Raw genomic sequence first — 21,747 nt, 5'->3', positions numbered from 1 at the left:
GCCGTCACCCGGGCTCACCCGGCGAGCGGACCGCCCGGACCGAACGCAACGGAAGCGAACCGCTCACCCATCAGCTGGTGGGTGGCGGCATCGGGGTGGAGGCCGTCGGGGAGCGGCAGCACCACGAAGTCGTCCTCGCCGTAGAGCTCGCGGCCGTCGAGGAGCGAGAGGTTCGGGTCGGCGCGCTGGGCGACGATCCGAGTCAGGGCCTCCCGGATGACCGACAGCGTGAGCTTGCCCGCGCCCACCTCGGCGGGGTCGCCGGTGGCGCGGAAGCGGGGCCGGCCGGAGGCGAGAGCACTGAGGTCCATCTCGAGCGGGCCGGGCGTCTCCTCGTGGAGAGGGCACAGGACCGGGCTGACGACGAGGAGCGGCGTGGTGGGGTGGCCGTCGCGGATGGTGTCGAGGAAGCCGTGCACCGCCGACGTGAAGGCGCGCAGCCGCATGGCGTCGGTGTTGACGATGTTGATGCCGATCTTGACGCTGATCAGGTCGGCGGAGGTGTCGCGGATGGTGCGCGCAGTGAGCTGGTCGAGCAGGGCGCTGCCGGCGAAGCCGAGGTTGACCAGCTCGCGGCCGCCGAGCCGGGCGGCGAGGGCGGGCCAGGTCGCGGTGGGGCTGGCGGCGTCGGAGCCGTGGCTGATCGAGCTGCCATGGTGCACCCACACCGGTCGACCCGAGGCGGCCAGGGGCTCGACGGGCGCGTCGGCGCGGAGGTCGACGAGCTCGGTCGTCTCGTTCCAGGGCAGCCAGATCTCGACGTCCTTGAGCCGGTCAGCGAGCCCGTCGAAGCGCACGGTCACCACACCGCCAGAGACGTGCTCGACCGAGCCGGTGGCCATGTCGACGGTTCTCACGTCGCCGCCGGGGGCGGTGGCCTGTGCCACGACGTCGCCGTCCACGACCAGGTCGTAGACCCCGTCGGGGCGGGGCGGGGCGCCGACGTAGGCCCGCTTCGTCGGTGCGACGTCCAGCTCGATCTCGGTGGCGCCGGTGCGGAAGGCGAGCCGTACCCCCGACGGCTGGCTCTCGGTCACGGACAGCTGCGGGTCGGCCAGCAGCGCGCGGGCGCGGGCGGGCAGCCGGTGCGGGAGGAAGCCGCGCGCGGTCTGCTCGAGCTCGACGGCTCCACGCAGGATCTCGGCAAAGGGGAAGGGCACGTGTCAGGTTCCTGCGGGCGGGGTCCCGGGGCCAAATCGAGGCCGGATAGCGTTGCCGCATGCGCAACCCGATCGGCACCCACGTGCTGGTCGGCAAGGGCCTGTCCAGCGGGGCGCTCGCGTCCGCGGACGAGCTGGGCTGCGAGACGATCCAGGTCTTCGTGGGCAACCCGCGCGGCTGGGCGCTCTCGCCCGGCGACCCGGCCGAGGACGCCCGCTTCCGCGCCGAGACCGCCCGCCGCGGGATGCGCACCTTCATCCACACGCCGTACCTCGTCAACCTCGGCTCCCCCACCCCGGCGACCTACGCCCGCTCGGTCGCCCTGGTCGCGCACAACCTCAAGCGGGCCGCCGAGATCGGGGCGGAGGGCGTGGTCGTCCACACCGGTTCGTACGTCGATCCCACCGGCGACCCGGACGGCACCCGGCACGCGGCCGCGCTGCGCCAGGTCCGCGAGGCGCTGCTGCCGATCCTCGACGCGGTGGCCGACGAGGCCGCGCCGTGGCTGCTGCTCGAGCCGACGGCCGGGCAGGGGCGCTCGCTGTGCGCGGGCGTCGAGGACCTCACCGCCTACCTCGCAGCACTCGACCACCACCCGAAGGCTGGAATCTGCCTCGACACCTGCCACGTGTTCGCGGCGGGCGCGCCCCTCGACGAGCCGGGCGGCACCACCGCCACCGTCGACCGGATCGTCGAGATCGGCGGGGAGGGCCGGCTCCGGCTGGTCCACGCCAACGACTCGATGGACGTGCGCGGCGCGTTCAAGGACCGGCACCAGCGCATCGGCGAGGGCCACATCGGCACCGGGGCGTTCGAGGAGCTCTTCGCCCACCCGGCCACCGCCGGCGTGCCGTTCGTCCTCGAGACGCCCGACTCCCGCACGGCCGACAACCGCGACATCCCGCTGCTCAAGGAGCTCCGCTCCCGCGCCCTGGTGCGCGGGTGACTGCTCAGGTAGCCGGTTCCCGCCGTACGACGCTCCTCGCCACGGCCGCCCTGCTGGCGATGACCGCGTGCTGGGGCTCGACGTTCTTCCTGATCAAGGACCTGCTCGACCGGGTGCCGACTCTCGACTTCCTCGCCGTCCGCTTCGCGATCGCGAGCGTCGCCATCATCGCGGTCGCCCCGCGGGCGGTGGCCCGCCTGAGCCGCGAGTCGCGGCGGCACGCGGTGGTGCTCGGTGGGCTGTACGGCGTGGCGCAGATCCTGCAGACCGCGGGCCTGGCGCACACCGCGGCCAGCGTGTCGGGCTTCATCACCGGCATGTACGTCGTCGCCACACCGCTCTTCGCGGCCGTGCTGCTCCGCACCCGGATCACCGCCGCGACCTGGGCCGCCGTCCTGCTGGCCACGGCCGGCCTGGGCGTGCTGACACTCGACGGGTTCGCGATCGGCTTCGGTGAGGGCATCACGCTCGTGGCCGCGCTGCTCTACGCGCTGCACATCGTGGGCCTGGGTGCGTGGTCGAAGCCCGACGAAGCGCTCGGCATGTCGATCGTGCAGCTGATCGTGATCGCGGTGATCTGCCTGCTCGCCACCGCCCCCGACGGGATCGTGCTGCCCGCGACCACCGGCGACTGGCTCTCGGTCGTCTACATGGCGGTCTTCGCCGGGGCGCTGGCGCTGGTCGGGCAGACCTGGGCGCAGGCCCATCTCGCGCCGACCCGCTGCGCGATCATCATGAGCATGGAGCCGGTCTTCGCCGTGTTCTTCGCGGTGCTGCTGGGCGGTGAGTCGCTGGCGCTGCGCATGGTCACGGGCGGGCTGATGGTGCTGGCCGCGATGCTGGTCGTCGAGATCGGGCCCCGCCGCAAGGTCGAGGGCGAGGTGCAGCATCTCGCGGTGTGAGCACCCGCCCGGACGGCTCCGGCGCGCTGGCTAGAGTCTCCCGCGTGACGCACTCGTACTTCTTTGGACACCTGCCGGGCTTGCCCGTGCGGGGCGTCTAGACGCGCCGCACACCCACCAACGCCCCGGCCGACGACCGGGGCGTTTTCGCGTTCCGGGAGCGGGCCGCAACAGAGAAGAGGAACCCCATGGTCGTCGTCATGTCCCCGGACGCCACCGACGAGGACGTCGCGCACGTCGTCGAGAAGGTCGAGGCCGTCGGAGGCGAGGCCTTCGTGTCCAAGGGCGTCGTCCGCACCATCATCGGCCTGGTCGGTGACATCGAGTCCTTCCACCACCTCAACCTGCGCACGTTGCCGGGCGTCGCCGACGTGCACCGGATCAGCGACCCCTACAAGCTGGTCAGCCGCCAGCACCACGCGGAGCGGTCGACCGTCTGGGTCGGGCCGCAGGGTGCGCAGGTGCCGATCGGCCCCGACACGTTCACCTTCATGGCCGGCCCCTGCGCCGTCGAGACCCCCGAGCAGACCCTCGCCGCCGCGCACATGGCCCGCTCCGCCGGCGCCACGATCCTGCGTGGCGGTGCCTTCAAGCCGCGCACCTCGCCGTACGCCTTCCAGGGCCTGGGCCTGGCCGGCCTCCGGATCCTCGCCGACGTGCGTGCGGCAACCGGGCTGCCGATCGTGACCGAGGTGGTCGACGCCCGCGACGTCCCGGTGGTGGCCGAGCACGCCGACATGCTCCAGGTCGGCACCCGCAACATGGCCAACTTCGGGCTGCTCCAGGCCGTCGGCGACGCCGGCAAGCCGGTGCTGCTCAAGCGCGGGATGACCGCGACCATCGAGGAGTGGCTGATGGCGGCGGAGTACATCGCACAGCGCGGCAACCTCGACGTCGTGCTGTGCGAGCGCGGCATCCGCACCTTCGAGCCGTCGACCCGCAACACCCTCGACATCTCGGCGGTGCCGGTCGTCCAGGCGACCAGCCACCTGCCGATCATCGTGGACCCGTCGCACGCGGCCGGCCGCAAGGACCTGGTGGTGCCGCTCTCACGGGCGGCCATCGCGGTGGGAGCTGACGGGATCATCGTCGACGTCCACCCCACCCCCGAGACGGCGCTCTGCGACGGTCCCCAGGCGCTGCTGGGCAACGACCTGCGCGAGCTCGCGACCGCCGTACGACGTCTCCCTCCGGTCGTGGGCCGGGTGGACGCCGGGGAGCGCATCCGGACTGCCTGATTAGGGTGGGCTCGTGAGGACCTGCGTGAAGTGTGGGCACGCGCTCGGTGTCGGACGTTTCTGCGTCAACTGCGGCCACCTCGTGTCCGAGGGCCCGCCGATGGGCGACACGGCCGAGCGGCCGGCCGTCCTGGACCCGGCCGGACCCACCGTGTCCGCCCCCGTCACGCCGCTCCCACCGCCGCCGCCTCCGCCCGAGCCCCGCTTCCCGCTGTACGCCGACGAGGTGGGCGCCGGCGCCCCGCCGGCCTACCCACCGGCGTACTCACCCGGCTACGCGCCGCCGCCCCCGCCCCCGACCGGCAACCACCGTGGCGACGCCCGCCCGGCCTGGCTGCCCTGGCTCGCCGGCGCGGTGGCGCTGGTGCTGGTGCTGGTGGCGGTGGTCGGCACCGTGCTGCTGGTCAACGGAAGCGACGACGAGCCCGAGGCCGACGAGCCTTCCGGCTCGGACACGCCCTCGGCGACCGAGTCGGCCTCCGAGCCGACCGAGCCCGCCAGCCCGAGCACCAGCCCTCCCCCGAGCGAGACCCCGACGCCCACCCCGACCGAGACTCCCGGGGAGCCCACCGACGTCGCGACCACCGCGACCGCGACGGTCCCTCGCACGGCACCGCCCAACACCGACGTCGACGGCAACCTGGTGCGCTACGAGGCACGCAACATGCTCGACGGGGTGTCCACCACCTGCTGGCGGATGCCGGGTGACGGCTCCGGGTCGACGATCACGGTCACGCTCGCCGAGCCGACGACGCTGACCGAGGTCGGCATCGTCAACGGCTACGCGAAGACCTCCGACGACGACGGGACCGTCCTCAACTGGTACCGCGGCAACCGCCGAGTCCTCGCCGTCGAGTGGACCTTCGACGACGGCACGGTGGTCACCCAGTCGCTGGAGGAGGTCCGCGCCCTCCAGGTCGTGGACGTCGGTGAGGTCACCACGTCGACCGTCACGCTCCGGCTGGTCAGCGTCTCCGCGCCAGGCACCGGACGCTCGGCACGCGACTACACGGCGATCAGCGACCTGTCCCTGGTGGGCACGCCTGCTTGATCGTCGAGTGACGCGGCAGGCCGGTCCTCGGGGCCGAAATTGCGGCCGCACGCGGCACTCGACGCGCTCAGACCAGCCCCGCGAGGACCTTGGCAGCACGCTCTGCGTCGTCGCGGGTGATGTCGAGATGCGTGACCAGCCGTACGACGGTCGGGCCGACCGTGGCGACCCGCACGCCCTCGTCGGCCGCACGCGCCACGAACTCGGCCGCGTCGCCCCGGGGCACGACGACGATGTTGGTGTCGACGCCCGCGGGGTCGACGCCGCACGCCTCGGCCAGCAGGCGGGCGTGGGCGTGGTCGTCGGCGAGCCGCTCGACGTGGTGGTCGAGGGCGTGCAGACCGGCCGCGGCGAGGATGCCGACCTGGCGCATGCCGCCGCCCATCCGCTTGCGCCAGACGCGCGCCTCGTCGACGGTGTCGCGGCTGCCGACCAGCAGCGAGCCGACCGGGGCGCCCAGCCCCTTCGACAGGCACACGGCCATGACGTCGGCGACCGCGCCGTACTCCGCCAACGGGGTGCCGGTCGCGACGTGCGCGTTCCAGATGCGGGCGCCGTCGAGGTGGATCGCCGCGCCGACGCCGGTGGCGTAGTCGCGCAGGTCGCGCAGGTCGGCGAGCGGCAGCACCGCTCCCCCGGCGAAGTTGTGGGTGTTCTCGACCGAGATCGCCGCGGTGCGCACGAAGAACGGGCCCATCTCGGGGGCGAAGATGCCCTGGATCATGGCGAGGTCGACCTGGCCGCGCGGGTGGATCCAGGTGCGCATCGTGACGCCGCTGTAGGCGCCGTGCGCACCGAGCTCGGCGCGGGCGATGTGGGCGCTCGCCTCGCAGAGCACCTCCTGGCCGGGCGCCACGACCGAGCGCACCGCCAGCACGTTGGCCATGGAGCCGGTCGGCATGAACAGCGCGGCCTCATGCCCGAACAGCTCGGCGACGCGGTCCTGGAGCGCGGCGACCGTGGGGTCCTCGCCATAGACGTCGTCGCCGACCTCGGCGCGGGCCATCGCGGCCCGCATCGCCTCGGTGGGACGGGTGACGGTGTCGCTGCGGAGGTCGATCACAGGGTCTTGACTACCACGGGGGGAGACCAGCCCGAGGTGCCGGATCCCCCGGACGTGCGCGCGCGCACCGACCAGGAGCCCTGCCTCTTGAACGCCGTGCTCGGCGTGGTCGTGTCGGTGCGCAGCGCCCGCCACGGCCCGCTGCCCTGCCGCACCTGCACGTCGTACGTCGTGCCTCCGGCGCCGGCGGCGGTCGCCCACCGCAGCGTCCAGCCCGACGTGGCGGACCCGGTGCGGCGCACTGGCACTCGCACCTTGCCGGTCATCGACGGGTGGAGCGTGCACCGGTAGCCGAAGGTGCCCGCCGAGCCGAACGTGTGGGCAAAGGTCTCGCCACCGGACTTCGTCCCGCTGTCCCAGAAGCCCTGGTCAGAGGTCGTGGTGTGGGCCATCGGGTCGGGGAAGGTCCAGGTGACGGTGCTGCCGAGCCCGGTCTTCAGGGTGGCGGGGGTGAACCGCATGTCCGCGACGGACACGGTGGGCCCGGCGGCGACCGCCGGGGTGGCGGGCAAGGCCACGAGACCGCTGGCGATCAGCAGTCCGACGACGGCCCGAGCAGCGATGCGGATGGTCATCCTCCGCACGCTAGACCCTCGACGGGAGAGCGGGAACGTCTTAGGGCTGGGCGGGCTTCTCGCGGCGCAGCATCTCCGCCACCAGGAACGCGAGCTCGAGCGACTGGACCCGGTTGAGCCGCGGGTCGCACACCGACTCGTAGCGGCCGCCGAGGTCGGCCTCGAGCAGCTCCTCGCCGCCGCCGACGCACTCGGTGACGTCGTCACCGGTCAGCTCGACGTGGACGCCACCGGGCCAGGTGCCGAGCGCGTGGTGCACGTCGAAGAAGCCCTGCACCTCGTCGATCACGTCGCCGAAGCGGCGGGTCTTGTAGCCCGAGCTCGCCTCGAAGGTGTTGCCGTGCATGGGGTCGCAGACCCAGGCCACGTTGATCCCGGACGCCGTGACCTTCTCGACCAGCTCGGGCAGCCCGTCGCGGATCTTGCCCGCACCGAAGCGCGTGATGAACGTGAGCCGGCCGGCCTCGTTGTCGGGGTTGAGCCGCTCGGCGAGCGCCAGCGCGTCGTCGGGCGTGGTCGTCGGGCCGAGCTTGACGCCGATCGGGTTGCGGATGTGGCGCAGCAGCTCGACGTGGGCGTTGTCGAGCTGGCGGGTGCGCTCGCCGATCCACACGAAGTGGGCCGAGACGTCGTAGGGCAGCTCGGTGCGGGAGTCGATGCGGGTCATCGAGTGTTCGTACTCGAGCACCAGCGCCTCGTGGGAGGAGTGGAAGTCGACCCGGTGGAACTCGTCGGGGTCGGCGCCAATCGCCTCCATGAACGCCATCGCCCGGTCGATCTCGTGGGCCAGCTTCTCGTAGCGCTGGCCGGCGACCGAGTCGCGCACGAAGTCGGTGTTCCAGGTGTGGACCTGGCGCAGGTCGGCGTAGCCGCCGGTGACGAAGGCTCGGACCAGGTTGAGCGTCGCGGCCGACGCGTTGTAGACATCGACCAGGCGCTGCGGGTCGTGGACCCGCGACTCGGGCGTGAAGTCGTAGCCGTTGACGGCGTCGCCGCGGTAGGCCGGGAGGGTCACTCCGTCGCGGGTCTCGAGATCGGAGCTGCGGGGCTTGGCGTACTGGCCGGCCAGACGGCCGAGCTTCACGACGGGCACGGAGGCGGCGTAGGTCAGCACCACGGCCATCTGCAGCAGGACCCGGAGCTTGTTGCGCACGTTGTCGGCCGTGACCCCGGCCAGGGTCTCGGCGCAGTCGCCGCCCTGGAGCAGGAACGCCTCACCGCGGGCGACCGCGGCGATCTTGGCCTTGAGCTCGTCGCACTCGCCGGCGAAGACCAGCGGCGGCATGGTGCGGAGCCGGGCGACGGCGGCGTCGACCGCGGCGGGGTCGCCGTACGTCGGCTGCTGGGCCGGCCCGAGGGCGTGCAGGGCGGCGAGGTCGGGAACGGTGCTCACCGGCCAAGCCTACGCGGGCAGCGCCACCGCCACCGATTCGTCGGGCGGCGGCGGACCGCCTCAGTCCTCGAGGTGCTCGATGTCGCGGAAGCCGGTCTTCTTCGCGCGGACGCCGCGGTTGGTCATCCAGGTCAGCGCCCACAGCACGATGCCCAGACCGAGCATGCCGGCGGCCACGGAGTACTGCACCCAGTCGTCGCGGTCGCGCGCCCAGGGCCCGACGAGGAACAGGCACGCCGCCCCGGCGACATAGGGCGACCACGACGGCGCCTGGAAGCCGTCGTCCGGCGACGGCTCGCGGCGCAGGACGACGCAGGCGATGTTGACGACCGCGAACACGCAGAGCAGCAGCAGGGCGGTGGTGCCGGACAGGGCCTTGATCACCGAGGTGTCGGCCAGGAAGGTCACCACGAAGATCAGCCCGATCGCCAGCAGCGTGGAGAAGGCGATGCCGGCGTACGGCGTACGGCGTTCGGGCAGGACCTTGCCCAGCGTGCGCGGAAGCACGTCCTGGTGGGCGAGCCCGTAGAGCAGCCGGCTGGCCATCAGCATGTTGATCAGTGCGGTGTTGGCGACCGCAAAGACGGTGAGGAACGGGAAGATCTTGTCGATCGGGATGTCCGGGGCCCCGGTGGAGACCACGTTGAGCAGGACCTTGCCCTCCTCGGCGACCACCGACTCGATGTCCGTCTGCGGGATGACCGCGATGACCGAGATGGCCACCAGGATGTAGACGATCACGGCGATGCCGAGCCCGGTGAGCATCACCCGCGGGAAGATCCGCTGCGGGTCCTGGGTCTCCTCGACCATGTTGACGGAGTCCTCGAAGCCGACCATCGCGAAGAACGCGATCGCCGTCGCCACGGTCACGGCCAGGAACAGCCCACGGTCACCGCCGGACTCGAAGGTCGCGATCCGCCCGATGTCGCCGTCGCCCCGCGCGATGACGACGACGCCGATCACGATGACGATCGCGAGGGCGAGCATCTCGACGAGGGTGAGGATCACGTTGAACTTCACGCTCTCGCCGACCCCGCGCAGGTTGATCGCCGCGAGCAGGAGCATGAACGCCATGGCGACGACCGTCACCGCGGTGTTGCCGTCGGCGACGTCGCCGCCCACACCGTTGATCCCGGCCAGCAGGTTGGTCGCGAGCAGGTTCGCCGAGGTCGAGGCGCTGGTGATGCCCGAGCAGACGACGGCGAACGCCACGATGAACGTGATGAAGTGGATGCCGAACGCCTTGTGCGTGTAGAGCGCGGCGCCGGCCGCCTGGGGGTACTTCGTGACCAGCTCGAGGTAGGACAGCGCCGTGAGCGTGGCCACGAAGAACGCGACCAGGAACGGCACCCAGACGATGCCGCCGACCTCCAACGCCATCTCCCCGGTGACGGCGTAGATGCCCGCACCCAGGATGTCGCCGACGATGAACAGCAGCAGCAGCTTGGGCCCCATCACCCGCTTGAGGTCGGGGGTCGGGCCGTTGACGTCGACGTCGGGGTTCGCCTGGGTGGTCACCGCGCCAGGGTGCCCGTTCCCGGGCACCCCGAAACCTCACCCGAAGAAGACCTGCGCCTCGGCGTACTCCTCGGGGCTGACGACCTTGAGCTCGGCGGTGCCCTCGCTCAGCGGCACGCGGATGATCTTGGTCCCGCGCAGCGCCATCATCGTGCCCCAGTCACCGTCGGCGACGGCGTCGGCGGCCTGGAGCCCGAAGCGTGTGGCCAGCCAGCGGTCGAACGCCGTGGGCGTGCCGCCGCGCTGGATGTGGCCGAGCACGACCGCGCGCGCCTCCTTGCCGGTGCGCTGCTCGATCTCGTTGGCGATCCGGTCGCCGATGCCGCCGAGCCGCACGTGGCCGAACGCGTCCTTCTCGCCAGAGGCGACGGTCATGTCGCCACCCTCGGCCGGGACCGCGCCCTCGGAGACCACGATGATCGGGGCGTACCTGGTCTTGAAGCGGTCCTCGACCTGCTGGCAGAGCGCCTCGATGTCGAACGGCTGCTCGGGGATCAGGACCGCGCTGGCACCGCCAGCGATGCCGGCGTGCAGGGCGATCCAGCCGGCGTGGCGGCCCATGACCTCGACCACGAGCACGCGGTGGTGGGACTCCGCGGTGGTGTGCAGCCGGTCGATGGCCTCGGTCGCGATGTTGACCGCGGTGTCGAAGCCGAACGTGAAGTCGGTGCCGGACAGGTCGTTGTCGATCGTCTTGGGTACGCCGACCACGTGCACGCCGAGGTCGGCCAGCTTGGTCGCGACGCCGAGGGTGTCCTCGCCGCCGATCGCCACGAGGGCGTCGACGCCGTCAGCCGCGAGGTTCTCCTTGATCTTCTCGACCCCGCCGTCGATCTTGAACGGGTTGGTGCGCGACGAGCCGAGGATGGTGCCGCCGCGGGGCAGGATGCCGCGGCACTCCTGGATCCCGAGCTCCATGGTCAGTCCCTCGAGCGGTCCCTTCCAGCCGTCGCGGTAGCCGACGAACTCGAAGCCGTGGGTGCGGACGCCCTTGCGGACGACAGCCCGGATCACGGCATTCAGTCCGGGGCAATCGCCACCTCCGGTGAGCACTCCGACGCGCATGGGACCTCCCTGTTAGGAAACTGTCTGGGAACCTGTTGGATCGTTCATATCGAACGCTCCCCACACTAGCCACCTCGGGCCTCAGGTGGCGAGGCGGACTAGCGCGAGGTCGAGCCCCACGCCGACCACGAGCCCGAGCACCGCGAACCCGACCACCGGCAGGTAGCCGCCGACGACCGTGCGATCGGTGGGGAGCCACTCCGTGTCCCAGCGTGGGTCGTCCCCGATCGCGGCCACCTGCTCAAGCGTCACCCGGTTGTCCAGGACGGCCGCCTCCCGTTCGTGGGGGTGCAGCAACAGCGCGACGGGCGCCTTGCGGGCCTCGAGCCCGACCAGGGCCGGGACCAGCGCACCGACCCGCCGGGCACCGCCCTCGGCGAGCGCCGTGACCACCAGGACCACCGAGGGGCCCGGCAACGCCGACGACGTGTCGGCGAGGAACGCCGGCTCGCGGCGCGCGATCCGGCGCCGGTGCACCCGGCCGACCGCGGGGATCCCGGCCACCTTCCCCGTGACGACCTCCTCGGCGGCGCGGACCAGCATCGTCTTGAAGGCCCGGTCGACCCGGCGGTTCCAGACGGTGACCCCGATGGCCCAGCCGAGGGTGACGACCAGGCCGGTCACCGCCAGAGCCAGGGCGAGCCGCAGGTGCTCGTCGAGGATGGCGAACAGCGCGCCGAACATCAGCCCGCTCCCGAGCATCTGGAAGAAGAGCATGGTCCGGGTCTGGCGCGAGAGGTCGTTGAGCACGGCAGGAGACTGCCCCACCCGCCACGGCGCCAACCCCACCGGGCTCAGGAGGTGGGGACCGGCTCCTCCTCGGCCCGGTTGGTGACCCGCTCCGCGGCCCGCGGCATGACCACACCCACCCGGGCGGCCAGCAGCATGCCCAGCAGCGACACCGCCACGAACGCCAGCCACACCGGCTCGGGCCCGCGCGAGAGCAGCCACGCCACCCCGACCGGCGCGAGGGCGCCCGACCCGTTCCAGGCGAGCTGGATCAGCGACAGGTAGCGGCCGCGCAGGTGCTCCGGCGCCGCCTCGGCCGACAGCGCGCCGTGCACGGGCCCGCCGAGCAGCTCACCCAGCGTGTAGATCACCGACCCCACGAGCATGACTGCGGTCGCCAGCCCCACCGACAGCCGGCTCGCGCCGAGCAGTACGACGAACGACGCCGCGAACGTCGCGTTGGCGGCCATCAGCACCCGCCAGCGGACCCGTCCGGTGAGCCCGCGCACCACCAGCCCCTGACCGAAGCCCACCATCACCGTGTTGATGGTGAAGATCGCCCCGGTCACCCAGCCCGCGAGCCCCAGCACCTCGGTCGCGTAGACCGGCATCGCGAAGTTGAGCGCCATCATCGAGGTCGAGTACGCGAGCTGGCCGAGGAACAGCACCCGGTAGGGGCGGTCGGCCAGCACCACCGCCCACGAGCCCGGCTCGCTCCGCGTCCCGGCACCCCGGGTGGTGGCCGGGACCGACACCAGCAGCACGAACGCCACGGCGTACGAGACGGCGTTGACGACGACCACGGTCGCGTACGCCGACTGGGTACCGATGGTGATCGCGGCACCCGCGGCGAGGCCACCGACCGCGAAGCCGACGTTGCGCAGCGCGCCGAGGAAGCCGAACCACTTCTCCCGCTCCCCCGGCTGTGAGATCGCCGCCACGATGTTGCCGAAGGAGCCCCAGAACGCGGTGCGGCCGACGGTGACCACGATCGTCCAGACGGTCAGCGACACGAACGACTCGGCGAACAGGTAAGCGGCGAAGCCGACCGCCTGGAGCACGTTGCCGGCCAGCAGGACGTGCTTGGCGCCGATCCGGTCGACCACCGAGCCGATCAGCGGGCCCGCCGGCAGCGCCACCAGGCTCGCCAGCGAGATCGCGCCGCCCACCTGGACCAGGCTCAGGTCGGTCGTGACCAGGAAGTAGAGCATCGAGACCGGCATGAACACACCGCTGCCCATCGCGTCGATGGCGAGCGCGGTCACGAAACGGCGATGGTCACCGAGCGGAGGGAAGCCGAGGCGTTCGAGCACGCACCCATCCTGGTACTTCAACCGCACTTGAGGGCAAGCGGATATCGGACGAGTTCGCTGAGCCTGGGTCCAGCGATCCAGGCTAACCTCGCGCGCATGACGTTCTCGATCGTGGCCCGCTCCTCCGACGGCGAGTCCTGGGGGGTCGCGGTGGCCTCGAAGTTCCTGGCCGTGGGCGCCGTCGTACCCGCCGCCGTGGCGGAGGTCGGCGCCATCGCCACCCAGGCCGACGCCAACGTCGCCTACAAGGGCATCGCGCTCGCCCACCTCGACGAGGGCGCGACCGCGCCGGTGGCGCTGCAACGGCTGCTCGAGGAGGACGAGGGGCGCGACGACCGGCAGGTCGGCATCGTCGACGTCGACGGCAACGCCGCCTCCCACACCGGCCACGCGTGCATCGAGTGGGCCGGCGGCATGATCGGCGAGGGCTACGCGATCCAGGGCAACTGCCTGGCCGGGGCCGAGGTCGTCGAGGCGATGGAGCTGGCCTGGCACGCCTCGTCGGACGGCTCCCCGCTGGCCGACCGGCTGCTGCTCGCCCTCGCCGCCGGTGACGTCGCGGGTGGCGACAAACGCGGCCGGCAGTCGGCCGCGCTGCTGGTCGTCAGCGAGGGCGCCGGCTACGGCGGTGGCGACGACATCGCCGTCGACCTGCGCGTCGACGACCACCCCGCGCCGATCGACGAGCTCACCCGGCTGCTGGAGCTCAACGAGCTCTACCTGACCGCCTCGACCGAGGAGGAGCGGGTGCCGGTGACGCCCGAGCTCGACGCCGAGCTTCAGGCCTTCGCACGGGACGCCGGCTTCCCCGACTTCAACACGTGGGTCGGCACCGAGAACTACGAGATGCGGGTCGCCCCCGACCTCGCGTGGATCGACCAGCGGGTCCTCGACATCGTCCGCGGCGACCGGTGAGGAGCCGGCAGTGAGCATCCTCGCGATCGACGCCGGCACCACCGGGGTCACCGCGGTCGTCGTCACGTCCGAGGGACGGATCGCGGCCAAGGGCTACCAGGAGTTCGCGCAGCACTTCCCGCGACCGGGCTGGGTCGAGCACGCGCCCGAGGAGATCTGGCAGTCGACGCTGGAGGCGACCCGCGACGCGCTGGCCCAGGTCGACGCGTCCGAGCTCAAGGGCATCGGCATCACCAACCAGCGCGAGACGATCCTGCTCTGGGACCGCGAGACCCTGGGCTCCCCGCGCCGTGCGATCGTCTGGCAGGACCGACGTACGGCGGACATCTGCACGCGGCTGCGCGACGCGGGCCACGAGGAGCGCGTCACCGAGCTGACCGGACTGCGGCTCGACCCCTACTTCTCCGGCACCAAGCTGGCGTGGCTGGCCGAGCACGAGCCGCGCACATGGGCGCTGGTCGAGTCCGGTCGCTACGCGATCGGCACCGTCGACTCCTACCTCGTCGCGCGGATGACCCGTGGCCTCGAGCACCTCACCGACGTCTCCAACGCGTGCCGCACGCTGCTGTTCGACCTCAACACCGGTGACTGGTCCGACGAGCTGTGCTCGCTGTTCGGCGTACCCCGCGACGCGCTGCCCGAGCTGGTGCCCAACTGGGGCGACCTCGCCACCAGCGACCCCACGTCGTTCCTCGACCTGGCGCTGCCGATCGCGGGCATCGCCGGCGACCAGCAGGCGGCGCTCTTCGGCCAGACCTGCTTCGACGTGGGCGACTCGAAGTGCACCTACGGCACCGGCTCGTTCATCCTCACCAACACCGGCACCACGCTGGAGCGCTCCGACGCGGGCCTGCTGTCCACCGCCGCCTGGCGCTCGCCCGACGGCGAGCTCACCTATGCGCTCGAGGGCGCGATCTTCGTGACCGGTGCCGCCGTCCAGTGGCTGCGCGACGGCCTCCAGATCGTGGGCTCGGCGGCCGAGACCGCGGCCATCGCCGCCACGGTCGCCGACACCGAGGGCGTGGTCTTCGTGCCCGCGCTGACCGGGCTCGGCGCACCCCACTGGGACCCGCACGCGCGCGGGCTGATCATCGGCATCACCCGCGGCACCACCCGGGCCCACCTGGTGCGGGCCACCCTGGAGGCGATCGCCTTCGAGGTGCGCGACGTGCTCGACACGATGCCCGCGCGGGCCTCGCTGCGGGTCGACGGCGGGGCGTCCGCCAACGACCTGCTGTGCCAGGTGCAGGCCGACCAGATCGGCGTACCCGTCGAACGCCCGCGCCTGGTCGAGACCACCGCCCTCGGGGCCGCCTTCCTCGCCGGACTCGGCACCGGCGTCTGGGACTCCACCGACGACCTCCGCGACACCTGGCAGCTCGACCGTCGCTTCGAGCCCTCCCTCGACCGCTCCTCCGCCGATGCCGCCCACACCCGCTGGATCGACGCCGTCGAGCGCTCCAAGGGTTGGGCCCAGGACTGAGTCGCCGGGATAGTCCCCAACCGGGGAGCGACTAAGAGGGCTCCTATTCGCTCTCCTGTTAGGGACTATCCCGACAAACGGGCGAGAGCAGCGGCGGCGGACTCCCGGGCCGACGAGGCTTCGTCGAGGGCCTGCTGGGCGTCGGCGCGGACGTCCTCGGCGTCACCGAGCTCCTCGTCCACCTCGTCGTAGGTCGCCTCCAGCTCGGCCAGCCGGCGCTTGAGCTCCTCGATCTCGGACTGGACCTGGAGCGAGCGGGCCTCGAGCTCGGCGACGTCGCCGGCCGCTTCGTCGTACGCCGCCTGGGCGTCGGACAGCTCGTCCTCGGCCTCGGCCAGGGCCGCTTCCGCAGCGGTGCGCGCCTTCCGGTCCGCGGCGGGGTCGGGTACGACGCGCAGGTCGGGGCGGACCTCGGGTGCGGCCTCGACGGGTCGGGCCGCGAAGCCCAGCGCCCCGGGCAGCGCGACCGCGCCGCTGAGGTCGGTCTCGCCGACGCCCGTGGTCGACAGGGCGGTCACGAGGAGCCCGCTGCGCACCGCCTGCGCGCAGCGCTCGTCGAGCATCGCCGCGGTGAGCGTGGCCTCGACCTGGTCGGCGACGGCGGAGGTGACCTTCACCCCGGCCTCGGACGCGAGCGAGCGGGCCTGCTGGGTGATCGCGGCCGTGACCTGGCGGCGCTGCCGGGTGAGCGCCCGGAGGTCGTCGCCCGACATGGCCGCCTGCGCCTCGCGCAGCGAGGCCCCGACCTCGAGGATCCGGTCGACCTGCTCCCCCTCGCGCCGCACGAGCAGGTTGATCACCCACGCCGCCAGTGAGGGCTTCTTCAGCGCCTTGACCGGAGCGGTGAGGTCGGAGCCCTTGAGCTCCTTGGCCCGCGCGTCGCGGGCGGGGGTGAAGTCCGGCAGGCTCAGCGCATAGAGCTCGTCGGCGATCGCGAGCAGCTCGTCAGCCATCCGGCGATCCTTGCAGCACCTCCGGCCGGAAGGTCACGGACGCCCCGCCAGGTCCCAGTTCTCGTGGGCGGTGCTGCAACGCTCGAAGAGCGAGCGCAGGTCGGCGTCCACGAACCCGTGGAGGGACAAGCCGATGGCGACCAGAGCCGCGCGCCACTCGTCGTACGACGTCAGGTCGCGCTCGCGCCGGCCGACGGCGTCGATGCGCGAAGCGACCAGCCCGCGCACGGTGTCGAGGCCCGCCTCGTCGCGGCGCTGGACCACGAGCAGCCGCGTGAAGATCCCGTCGGGCGGGGTCGAGAGCGTGGCGTGGGCGTCGAGCACCGAGATCGGGTCGGTCGGGCGGCTGGTCACCTCGAGCCCGGCGAACGAGCCGGTCGGGTCGCCCCGGAACGACCAGCCGTCGGGGCGGACCTCGGTGATCTCGAACGTGAACGGCCCGTCGACGTAGGCGCCGGCGACCAGCGGCAGCGGCTCCCAGAACCCCTCGCCGAGGCCGACGTCGGGCCACCACTGGCCATCGGGGTGGCCGGCGGTCGGCAGCCCGCCGACCACCAGCACCAGGTGGTTGAGCGACGGGTCGTCCCGGTGCTCCTCGCGGGTCCACACGTGACCGTGGCGGCGCTCGACCTGGAAGCCGAGGTCGCGCAGGACCAGCTCGAGCACGGCGTTCTGGTGGAAGCAGTAGCCCGCCCGGCCCAGGTCACCGACGCGCACCAGGCTGGACTCGGGGTCGACCGACGGGATCTGGCCGAGCATGATGCCGAGGTTCTCGTAGGGCACTCGCTCCAGGTGCCGGCGCTGCAGCAGCCGCAGCGAGCCCAGGGTCGGCGCCAGGGCGTGGTCGATGCCCAGGTGCCGGAGGTAGCCGCTGGTCAGCATCTGCCGAGCATAAGCCGGGCTCAGGCCGCCTGGAGCCCGGCGGCGATCATCGCGACAGCGAGGTCGACGAGGTCGTCGCGTGAGGTGTCGGGAGGTCTTTGGAGGGCGATCCGCAGGCACGTCGACACGAGCACGCCCATAGTCATGAAGACGACCGCGTCGAGCTGCGCTGCGGTGAGCTCGGGACGGTGGCGGCGCGGCAGCACCGCCGCCAGCTGGAAGAGCCGCGCCTCGATCTCGGGCAGCACGTTGGCGTTGCTGCCCGCCGGCATCGCGTTGACCATCGCCAGGATCACCGCGCGGTGCCGCTCGAACGCGTCCACCAGCGTGAGCACGACCTCGCGCACCGCCTCGTCCGGGCCCAGGTCGATCGCGCGCACGACGCCGGCCATCAGGTCGGAGGTGATCGCCTCGACCGCCTCGTCACGCAGGACCCCGAGGATCTCGGCCTTGTCGTTGAAGTAGCGGTAGAAGGTCCCGCTGCTGACGTGAGCGCGCTCCACGATGGCGGTCGTCGTGAGCGACTCGGCTCCGGAGACCGACAAAAGGTGAAGGGTTGAGTCGAGGAGGTCCCGGCGCATCTGGACCGCGCGGCCCTGACTGGGGCGGATCCGCTGTTTCTGAGCCACTTCCACGCTCCTGGAGATCGCGGCGACCGGTCGCCAAGAAGTGAATGGAACATGAGGCACCGTCACTTTTATGCTCGACGCATGCTAGCCGAGGTCCCTACCACCGTGCGCCACAAAGCTGAGGCCGAGCGCCGCTTCGGCGACTTCGCCACGACGTACTTCGAGGCGATGTGGGCCGGCGACCCGCTGGCCGACGCGTTCGTCGCCGACTTCCCCGCGCTCGGCCACGGCAAGGCGATGCGGATGCTGAAGAAGGCGTGCCAGGCCGGCGTCGACTCGGTGCCCGATGCCCCGGCCTCGCTGCGGGCGCTGTTCGCGCAGCTGGACGACGTACCCGAGTGGCTCGACCTGGAGGTCATCGACCGGGACAGCGCCCACATCGGCCGCTACACCCGGCAGTCCGGGATCGTGCTCGGCGCCGCGTCGCTGGTCAGCGGCTACGCCAACTCCGCGGCATCGCGGCCGCTGGAGATGACCGGGCGCTACATCGAGAACGCCGGCGCGCGCACGATCGAGGTCGGCTCCTGGCTGGTCGAGGTCAGCAAGACCGGCGGGCTCGAGCGCTTCTCCAGCGGCTTCGAGCTCACCGTGCGGGTGCGGATCATCCATGCGCTGGTGCGCGCCGCCCTGCGCGAGGACCCCGAGTGGGACCTCGGCGCGTGGGGCGTGCCGATCTGCCAGGCCTTCCTCGGCTACACGCTCATCGAGTTCTGCCTGATCCCGATCCGCGGCATGCGGGCGATCGGGGCGCCGTACCTCCCGGAGGAGGAGGCCGCCGCCTACGCCCGGTGGCGCTACCTCGGCCACCTGCTCGGCATCGACGAGACGCTGCTCCCCCGCGACCGCGAGGAGCAGGAGCGGCTCGAGGACATCTACCTGCTCACCCGGCCGCCGGTCGACAGCTACTGCCGCGACCTCGTGGCCAGCATCAACTCGGAGTTCCTGGTGCCCGAGATCGAGTGCCTCCTGCCGGCCCGCCCGGCCCGGCTGCGGCGGGCCGCCAAGCCCGTCGTCCACGGCCTCGAGCGCGTCTTCCTCGGCGACCAGATCGCCGACGAGCTGGGCATCCCACAGGCCCCGCGCACCAAGCGGATCATCGAGCGGGTCGGCCCGGCGATCGCGAGAGTCAACGCCGCCCTCGACCGCTACCCCCGCACCCTCGGGCCGCGCACCACCCTGGGCGAGCGCTACCGGGTCAAGCAGGACCACCGTCTGCGCACCAAGTACGCCGTCCAGCACGACCTCGTCGACGAGTCACCCGGCGACGGCTTGCCGCACCCCGCGCGGGCCTAGGCAGCACCCGGGGGCGCCGGCTCACTCGTCGTCGTCGAGGCCCTTCTCGATCGCCCAGCGGGTCAGCTCGACCCGGTTGTGCATCTGGAGCTTGCGCAGGGTGTTCTGGACGTGGTTCTGCACGGTGCGGTGCGAGAGCACGAGCCGCTCGGCGATCTGCTTGTAGGACATGCCCTTGGCGACCATCTTGAGCACCTCGGTCTCGCGCTCGGTCAGCCGCGGTCGCCCGTCCTCGTCGACCGACGGGTCCGCGAGCCGCCGGAACTCCCCCAGCACGAGCCCGGCCAGCCCGGGCGTGAAGACGGTGTCGCCGCGCGCGACCCGGCGTACGGCCTCGATCAGCTCGGGGCGGGAGGCCGACTTGACGAGGTAGCCGGTCGCGCCCGCCTTCACCGCCTCGAGTACGTCGCCCTGCTCGCCGGAGGCGGACAGGATCAGCACCCGCGCCGACCGGTCCTGGCGCAGCACCTCGGCGGTCACCTCGACCCCGTTGGGCGCCGGGATCTGGAGGTCGAGGACGACCACCTGCGGCCGGCAGGCCGGGAACCGCGCGAGCGCCTCGGCGCCGGAGCCGGCGACGCCGACCACGTCGAAGCCGGCGTCCCGCAGGTCGCGCTCGACGGCGTCGCGCCACATCGGGTGGTCGTCGACGACCATCACCCGGGTCGGCGGCTGGTCGGTCTCCGAGGTCATGGGCGCGACCCTAGTGCCCCGACCAGCGGCAGGTAGCCGGGCCCGTCCGCGAGGAAGCCCGGCAGGTCGGCCGCCGGGACCACGACGAGCCCGGACCCGTCCCGGGCCGACACGCGGTCCGCCGCCACTCCCAGCCTGACGTCGAACACCGCGTTGACGCAGCCGATCTCCTGCTCGACCAGGCCGACGACGCCGCGCACGTCGACCTCCGCCTCGGTGACGTCCAGCGCCCGGACGACCCGCTGCCGCATGAAGCCGAACAGGTCGTCGGCCGTGTGGAGCTCCCGCTGGGCCGGCGACCAGCTGGAGCTCCACCCCGGTGACCTTGGGCGTGCTCAGCAGCAGGTACTGGCCGTCGGCCGCGCGCACCAGCCCGTCGGCGACGAGCATCCGGTCGTGGTGCTCGGGGCGCACCCGGGGGTCGCGGTGCAGCGTCTTCAGGGCGGAGTGCACGCGATAGGGCTCCAGCGCCAGCGTCAGCTCGAGCAGGTCCCCGCGCTCGACCGCGCGCTCCAGGCGGTACGCCGGCGCGTCGCCCAGCGCCAGCCCTCGGGCCGCGGCCTCGGCCAGCTGAGCCGACCAGACCTCGTCGACCAGGCGCTCGACCGCGGGGTCGACCAGGCGGCTCGACGCGCCGGACCGGACGCGCACGCACTCCCTCGGAAAGGCCATCACCGGAGCCTAGGACAGCGTGTGAGGCCAAGGTCACACGGTGCGAACCGGGTCAAGCCGCCGCGACCGGGCACCGGTCGCCCATGAGCAACGACAAAGCAGCAGAAGCCCGCGAGGGGATGTTCGACAACCTCGCCGGCAAGGCCAAGGAGGTCGCCGGCGCGGTGACCGGCAAGGACGACCTGGTGGAGGAGGGACAGCTCCAGCAGGCCGCGGCACGCAACCGCAAGGAGGCCCTGGCCGACGACGCAGTCGCTGACGCCAAGCGCGAGGAGGCCGCGCAGGAGATGCGCGACGCCGACCGCGAGGCCGGACTCCAGAAGCGCGTGGCGCAGGCGCAGGCCGACCGCGAGGAGACGGTGGCAGACCGCCAGCGCGAGGGTGAGCACGCCGTCGCCGAGCGCGCCGCCCAGGCGCAGGAGGCCGCCGGCCTCGAGGCGGCCGAGCGGAAGGCCGACGAGCTCGCCGAGACCCGGCTCCGTGAGGCGGAGGCCGTAGCGGCCGACGCCGACGACACCGAGCGCCAGGCGGCCGCGGAGAAGCTTCGCCTCGAGCGCGAGGCCGCCGCCGCCGAACAGCAGGCCGCGCAGCTGCGCGCCCAGACCGAGAAGTGAGGACCACCATGATCAGCACCCTTGTCGCCCTTCCCTACGAGCTCGCCCGGCTCCCCCTCGTGCTCGTCGACCGGAGTCTCTCCCGCCGGCTGGCGGAGGACTCCCCGGCGCGCGCCACACTCGACCGCACCATCGGCTCGGCCGACAAGCTCGCCGGCGCCGTTCTGCGCAACGGCGACCTCGCCCGCCGCGGCGTCAACCGCATCGAGCGCTCCGACAAGCTCGCCACGGCGGCCCGTCTTGAGCAGGAGGCGGAAGCGCGCCGCGAGCAGGCCCGGGACACGGCGGCCGCCGGCCGCCAGGAGGCCGCGCGCAAGCGCAAGGCCGCCCAGGAGCGCGCCACCTCCGGCCTGGACGAGGCCGACATCGCCGAGGTACGTGGCAAGCAGGAAGCCAAGGCCAGGGCCGAGAAGACCGCGGCCGCGAAGAAGGCGGCCGCCGACAAGCGGGCGGCTCAGCGCACCGCGACCGCCGAGCAGCGCAAGCAGCGCGTCGAGGCCGCCGCTGAAGCCAAGTTGCAGGCCGCAGAGCGCGAGGCCAAGGACGAGCTCGCCGAAGCCCGCGAGACGAAGCAGTCGGCGGCCGAGGCGCGCGCCGACGCCGAGCGTCTGAGCGACCTCACCGAGGCCAAGAAGCAGGAACGCAAGCAGGACAGCTGA

23 protein-coding genes are annotated in these 21,747 nt (G+C 72.4%); 10 read left to right on the top strand and 13 right to left on the bottom strand.

The genetic code is table 11. From position 1 onward, the window contains the following. Nucleotides 1-14: 14 nt before the first annotated feature. On the bottom strand, nt 15-1,160 hold the full coding sequence (locus tag BLR90_RS01655) for an SGNH/GDSL hydrolase family protein (RefSeq protein WP_091021963.1): 1,146 nt from the start codon (nt 1,158-1,160) through the stop codon (nt 15-17). 59 nt (nt 1,161-1,219) lie between these two features. Between BLR90_RS01655 and BLR90_RS01650 the strand changes: the two genes are divergently transcribed. From BLR90_RS01650 to BLR90_RS01635, 4 genes are all read left to right on the top strand, one after another. Further along, entirely contained in the window at nt 1,220-2,107 is an 888-nt protein-coding gene (locus BLR90_RS01650) for a deoxyribonuclease IV (protein ID WP_091021962.1), read from the top strand. Further along, nucleotides 2,104-3,009 (top strand): DMT family transporter, encoded by a 906-nt coding sequence (locus tag BLR90_RS01645; protein WP_245715098.1) that lies wholly within the window; start codon nt 2,104-2,106, stop codon nt 3,007-3,009. The genes BLR90_RS01650 and BLR90_RS01645 overlap by 4 nt, the downstream gene beginning before the upstream one ends. Before the next feature lie 188 nt (nt 3,010-3,197). Next, nucleotides 3,198-4,247 (top strand): 3-deoxy-7-phosphoheptulonate synthase, encoded by a 1,050-nt coding sequence (aroF, locus tag BLR90_RS01640; protein WP_091021960.1) that lies wholly within the window; start codon nt 3,198-3,200, stop codon nt 4,245-4,247. A gap of 100 nt (nt 4,248-4,347) precedes the next feature. Beyond that, complete coding sequence (locus BLR90_RS01635; RefSeq protein ID WP_143016072.1) at nt 4,348-5,298, top strand: NADase-type glycan-binding domain-containing protein; 951 nt, start codon at nt 4,348-4,350, stop codon at nt 5,296-5,298. 67 nt (nt 5,299-5,365) lie between these two features. Here the strand turns inward: BLR90_RS01635 and BLR90_RS01630 are convergent, their stop codons facing one another. The 7 genes from BLR90_RS01630 to BLR90_RS01600 form a co-directional block, all read right to left on the bottom strand. Continuing rightward, entirely contained in the window at nt 5,366-6,361 is a 996-nt protein-coding gene (locus BLR90_RS01630; protein ID WP_091021956.1) for a threonine aldolase family protein, read from the bottom strand. Next, nucleotides 6,358-6,936, bottom strand: coding sequence for a plastocyanin/azurin family copper-binding protein (locus BLR90_RS01625; protein ID WP_091021954.1), 579 nt, complete (start codon nt 6,934-6,936; stop codon nt 6,358-6,360). Before BLR90_RS01625 ends, BLR90_RS01630 begins: the two co-directional genes overlap by 4 nt. Before the next feature lie 40 nt (nt 6,937-6,976). Then, complete coding sequence (locus BLR90_RS01620; protein ID WP_091021952.1) at nt 6,977-8,329, bottom strand: class II 3-deoxy-7-phosphoheptulonate synthase; 1,353 nt, start codon at nt 8,327-8,329, stop codon at nt 6,977-6,979. Nucleotides 8,330-8,389: 60 nt separating this feature from the next. Next, nucleotides 8,390-9,847 carry an APC family permease gene (locus BLR90_RS01615; protein ID WP_245715097.1) on the bottom strand — a complete coding sequence of 486 codons (1,458 nt, stop codon included), beginning with the start codon at nt 9,845-9,847 and terminating at the stop codon, nt 8,390-8,392. A 36-nt stretch (nt 9,848-9,883) separates the two neighbouring features. Further along, complete coding sequence (locus BLR90_RS01610) at nt 9,884-10,912, bottom strand: 6-phosphofructokinase (protein WP_091021950.1); 1,029 nt, start codon at nt 10,910-10,912, stop codon at nt 9,884-9,886. An 81-nt stretch (nt 10,913-10,993) separates the two neighbouring features. After that, on the bottom strand, nt 10,994-11,662 hold the full coding sequence (locus BLR90_RS01605; protein WP_091021948.1) for a hypothetical protein: 669 nt from the start codon (nt 11,660-11,662) through the stop codon (nt 10,994-10,996). A gap of 44 nt (nt 11,663-11,706) precedes the next feature. Then, nucleotides 11,707-12,954, bottom strand: a complete 1,248-nt coding sequence (locus BLR90_RS01600; protein ID WP_245715095.1) for an MFS transporter — start codon at nt 12,952-12,954, stop codon at nt 11,707-11,709. 96 nt (nt 12,955-13,050) lie between these two features. On the opposite strand from BLR90_RS01600, the gene BLR90_RS01595 reads away from it, so the two are divergent. After that, nucleotides 13,051-13,869, top strand: a complete 819-nt coding sequence (locus BLR90_RS01595; protein ID WP_091021947.1) for a DUF1028 domain-containing protein — start codon at nt 13,051-13,053, stop codon at nt 13,867-13,869. A gap of 10 nt (nt 13,870-13,879) precedes the next feature. Next, nucleotides 13,880-15,352 (top strand): glycerol kinase GlpK, encoded by a 1,473-nt coding sequence (gene glpK, locus BLR90_RS01590; protein WP_091021945.1) that lies wholly within the window; start codon nt 13,880-13,882, stop codon nt 15,350-15,352. 65 nt (nt 15,353-15,417) lie between these two features. Here the strand turns inward: glpK and BLR90_RS01585 are convergent, their stop codons facing one another. The 3 genes from BLR90_RS01585 to BLR90_RS01575 are packed head-to-tail and all read right to left on the bottom strand — an operon-like array spanning nt 15,418 to nt 17,768. Beyond that, nucleotides 15,418-16,305 carry a hypothetical protein gene (locus tag BLR90_RS01585; protein WP_091021943.1) on the bottom strand — a complete coding sequence of 296 codons (888 nt, stop codon included), beginning with the start codon at nt 16,303-16,305 and terminating at the stop codon, nt 15,418-15,420. A 33-nt stretch (nt 16,306-16,338) separates the two neighbouring features. Next, the gene (locus tag BLR90_RS01580) at nt 16,339-17,187 is read right to left on the bottom strand and encodes an arylamine N-acetyltransferase family protein (RefSeq protein ID WP_091021941.1); all 849 of its coding nucleotides are present in this window, start codon (nt 17,185-17,187) and stop codon (nt 16,339-16,341) included. A 20-nt stretch (nt 17,188-17,207) separates the two neighbouring features. Further along, a complete protein-coding gene (locus BLR90_RS01575) occupies nt 17,208-17,768 on the bottom strand; it encodes a TetR/AcrR family transcriptional regulator (RefSeq protein WP_091021939.1) in 561 nt (186 codons plus the stop codon). A gap of 129 nt (nt 17,769-17,897) precedes the next feature. Between BLR90_RS01575 and BLR90_RS01570 the strand changes: the two genes are divergently transcribed. Further along, nucleotides 17,898-19,109: an oxygenase MpaB family protein gene (locus BLR90_RS01570; RefSeq protein WP_170254219.1), complete on the top strand. Its 1,212-nt coding sequence runs from the start codon at nt 17,898-17,900 to the stop codon at nt 19,107-19,109. A gap of 21 nt (nt 19,110-19,130) precedes the next feature. Here BLR90_RS01570 and BLR90_RS01565 read toward each other — a convergent pair whose 3' ends face one another. Together BLR90_RS01565 and BLR90_RS01560 are read right to left on the bottom strand one after the other, a co-directional pair. Beyond that, a complete protein-coding gene (locus BLR90_RS01565; RefSeq protein WP_091021935.1) occupies nt 19,131-19,802 on the bottom strand; it encodes a response regulator in 672 nt (223 codons plus the stop codon). Beyond that, nucleotides 19,799-20,053, bottom strand: coding sequence for a hypothetical protein (locus BLR90_RS01560; RefSeq protein WP_091021933.1), 255 nt, complete (start codon nt 20,051-20,053; stop codon nt 19,799-19,801). Before BLR90_RS01560 ends, BLR90_RS01565 begins: the two co-directional genes overlap by 4 nt. On the opposite strand from BLR90_RS01560, the gene BLR90_RS01555 reads away from it, so the two are divergent. From BLR90_RS01555 to BLR90_RS01545, 3 genes are read left to right on the top strand one after another with little or no spacing between them, the layout of a single operon-like run. Further along, nucleotides 20,052-20,561 (top strand): hypothetical protein, encoded by a 510-nt coding sequence (locus tag BLR90_RS01555; RefSeq protein ID WP_091021931.1) that lies wholly within the window; start codon nt 20,052-20,054, stop codon nt 20,559-20,561. The genes BLR90_RS01560 and BLR90_RS01555 overlap by 2 nt on opposite strands. After that, complete coding sequence (locus BLR90_RS01550) at nt 20,558-21,088, top strand: CsbD family protein (protein ID WP_143016070.1); 531 nt, start codon at nt 20,558-20,560, stop codon at nt 21,086-21,088. The genes BLR90_RS01555 and BLR90_RS01550 overlap by 4 nt, the downstream gene beginning before the upstream one ends. Before the next feature lie 8 nt (nt 21,089-21,096). Then, nucleotides 21,097-21,747 (top strand): hypothetical protein, encoded by a 651-nt coding sequence (locus tag BLR90_RS01545; protein WP_091021928.1) that lies wholly within the window; start codon nt 21,097-21,099, stop codon nt 21,745-21,747.

Source organism: Nocardioides szechwanensis (assembly GCF_900103935.1).
Lineage (GTDB): Bacteria > Actinomycetota > Actinomycetes > Propionibacteriales > Nocardioidaceae > Nocardioides > Nocardioides szechwanensis.
Note: the sequence above shows the minus strand (reverse complement) of the source record. Positions and strands in the feature narration are given on the sequence as shown.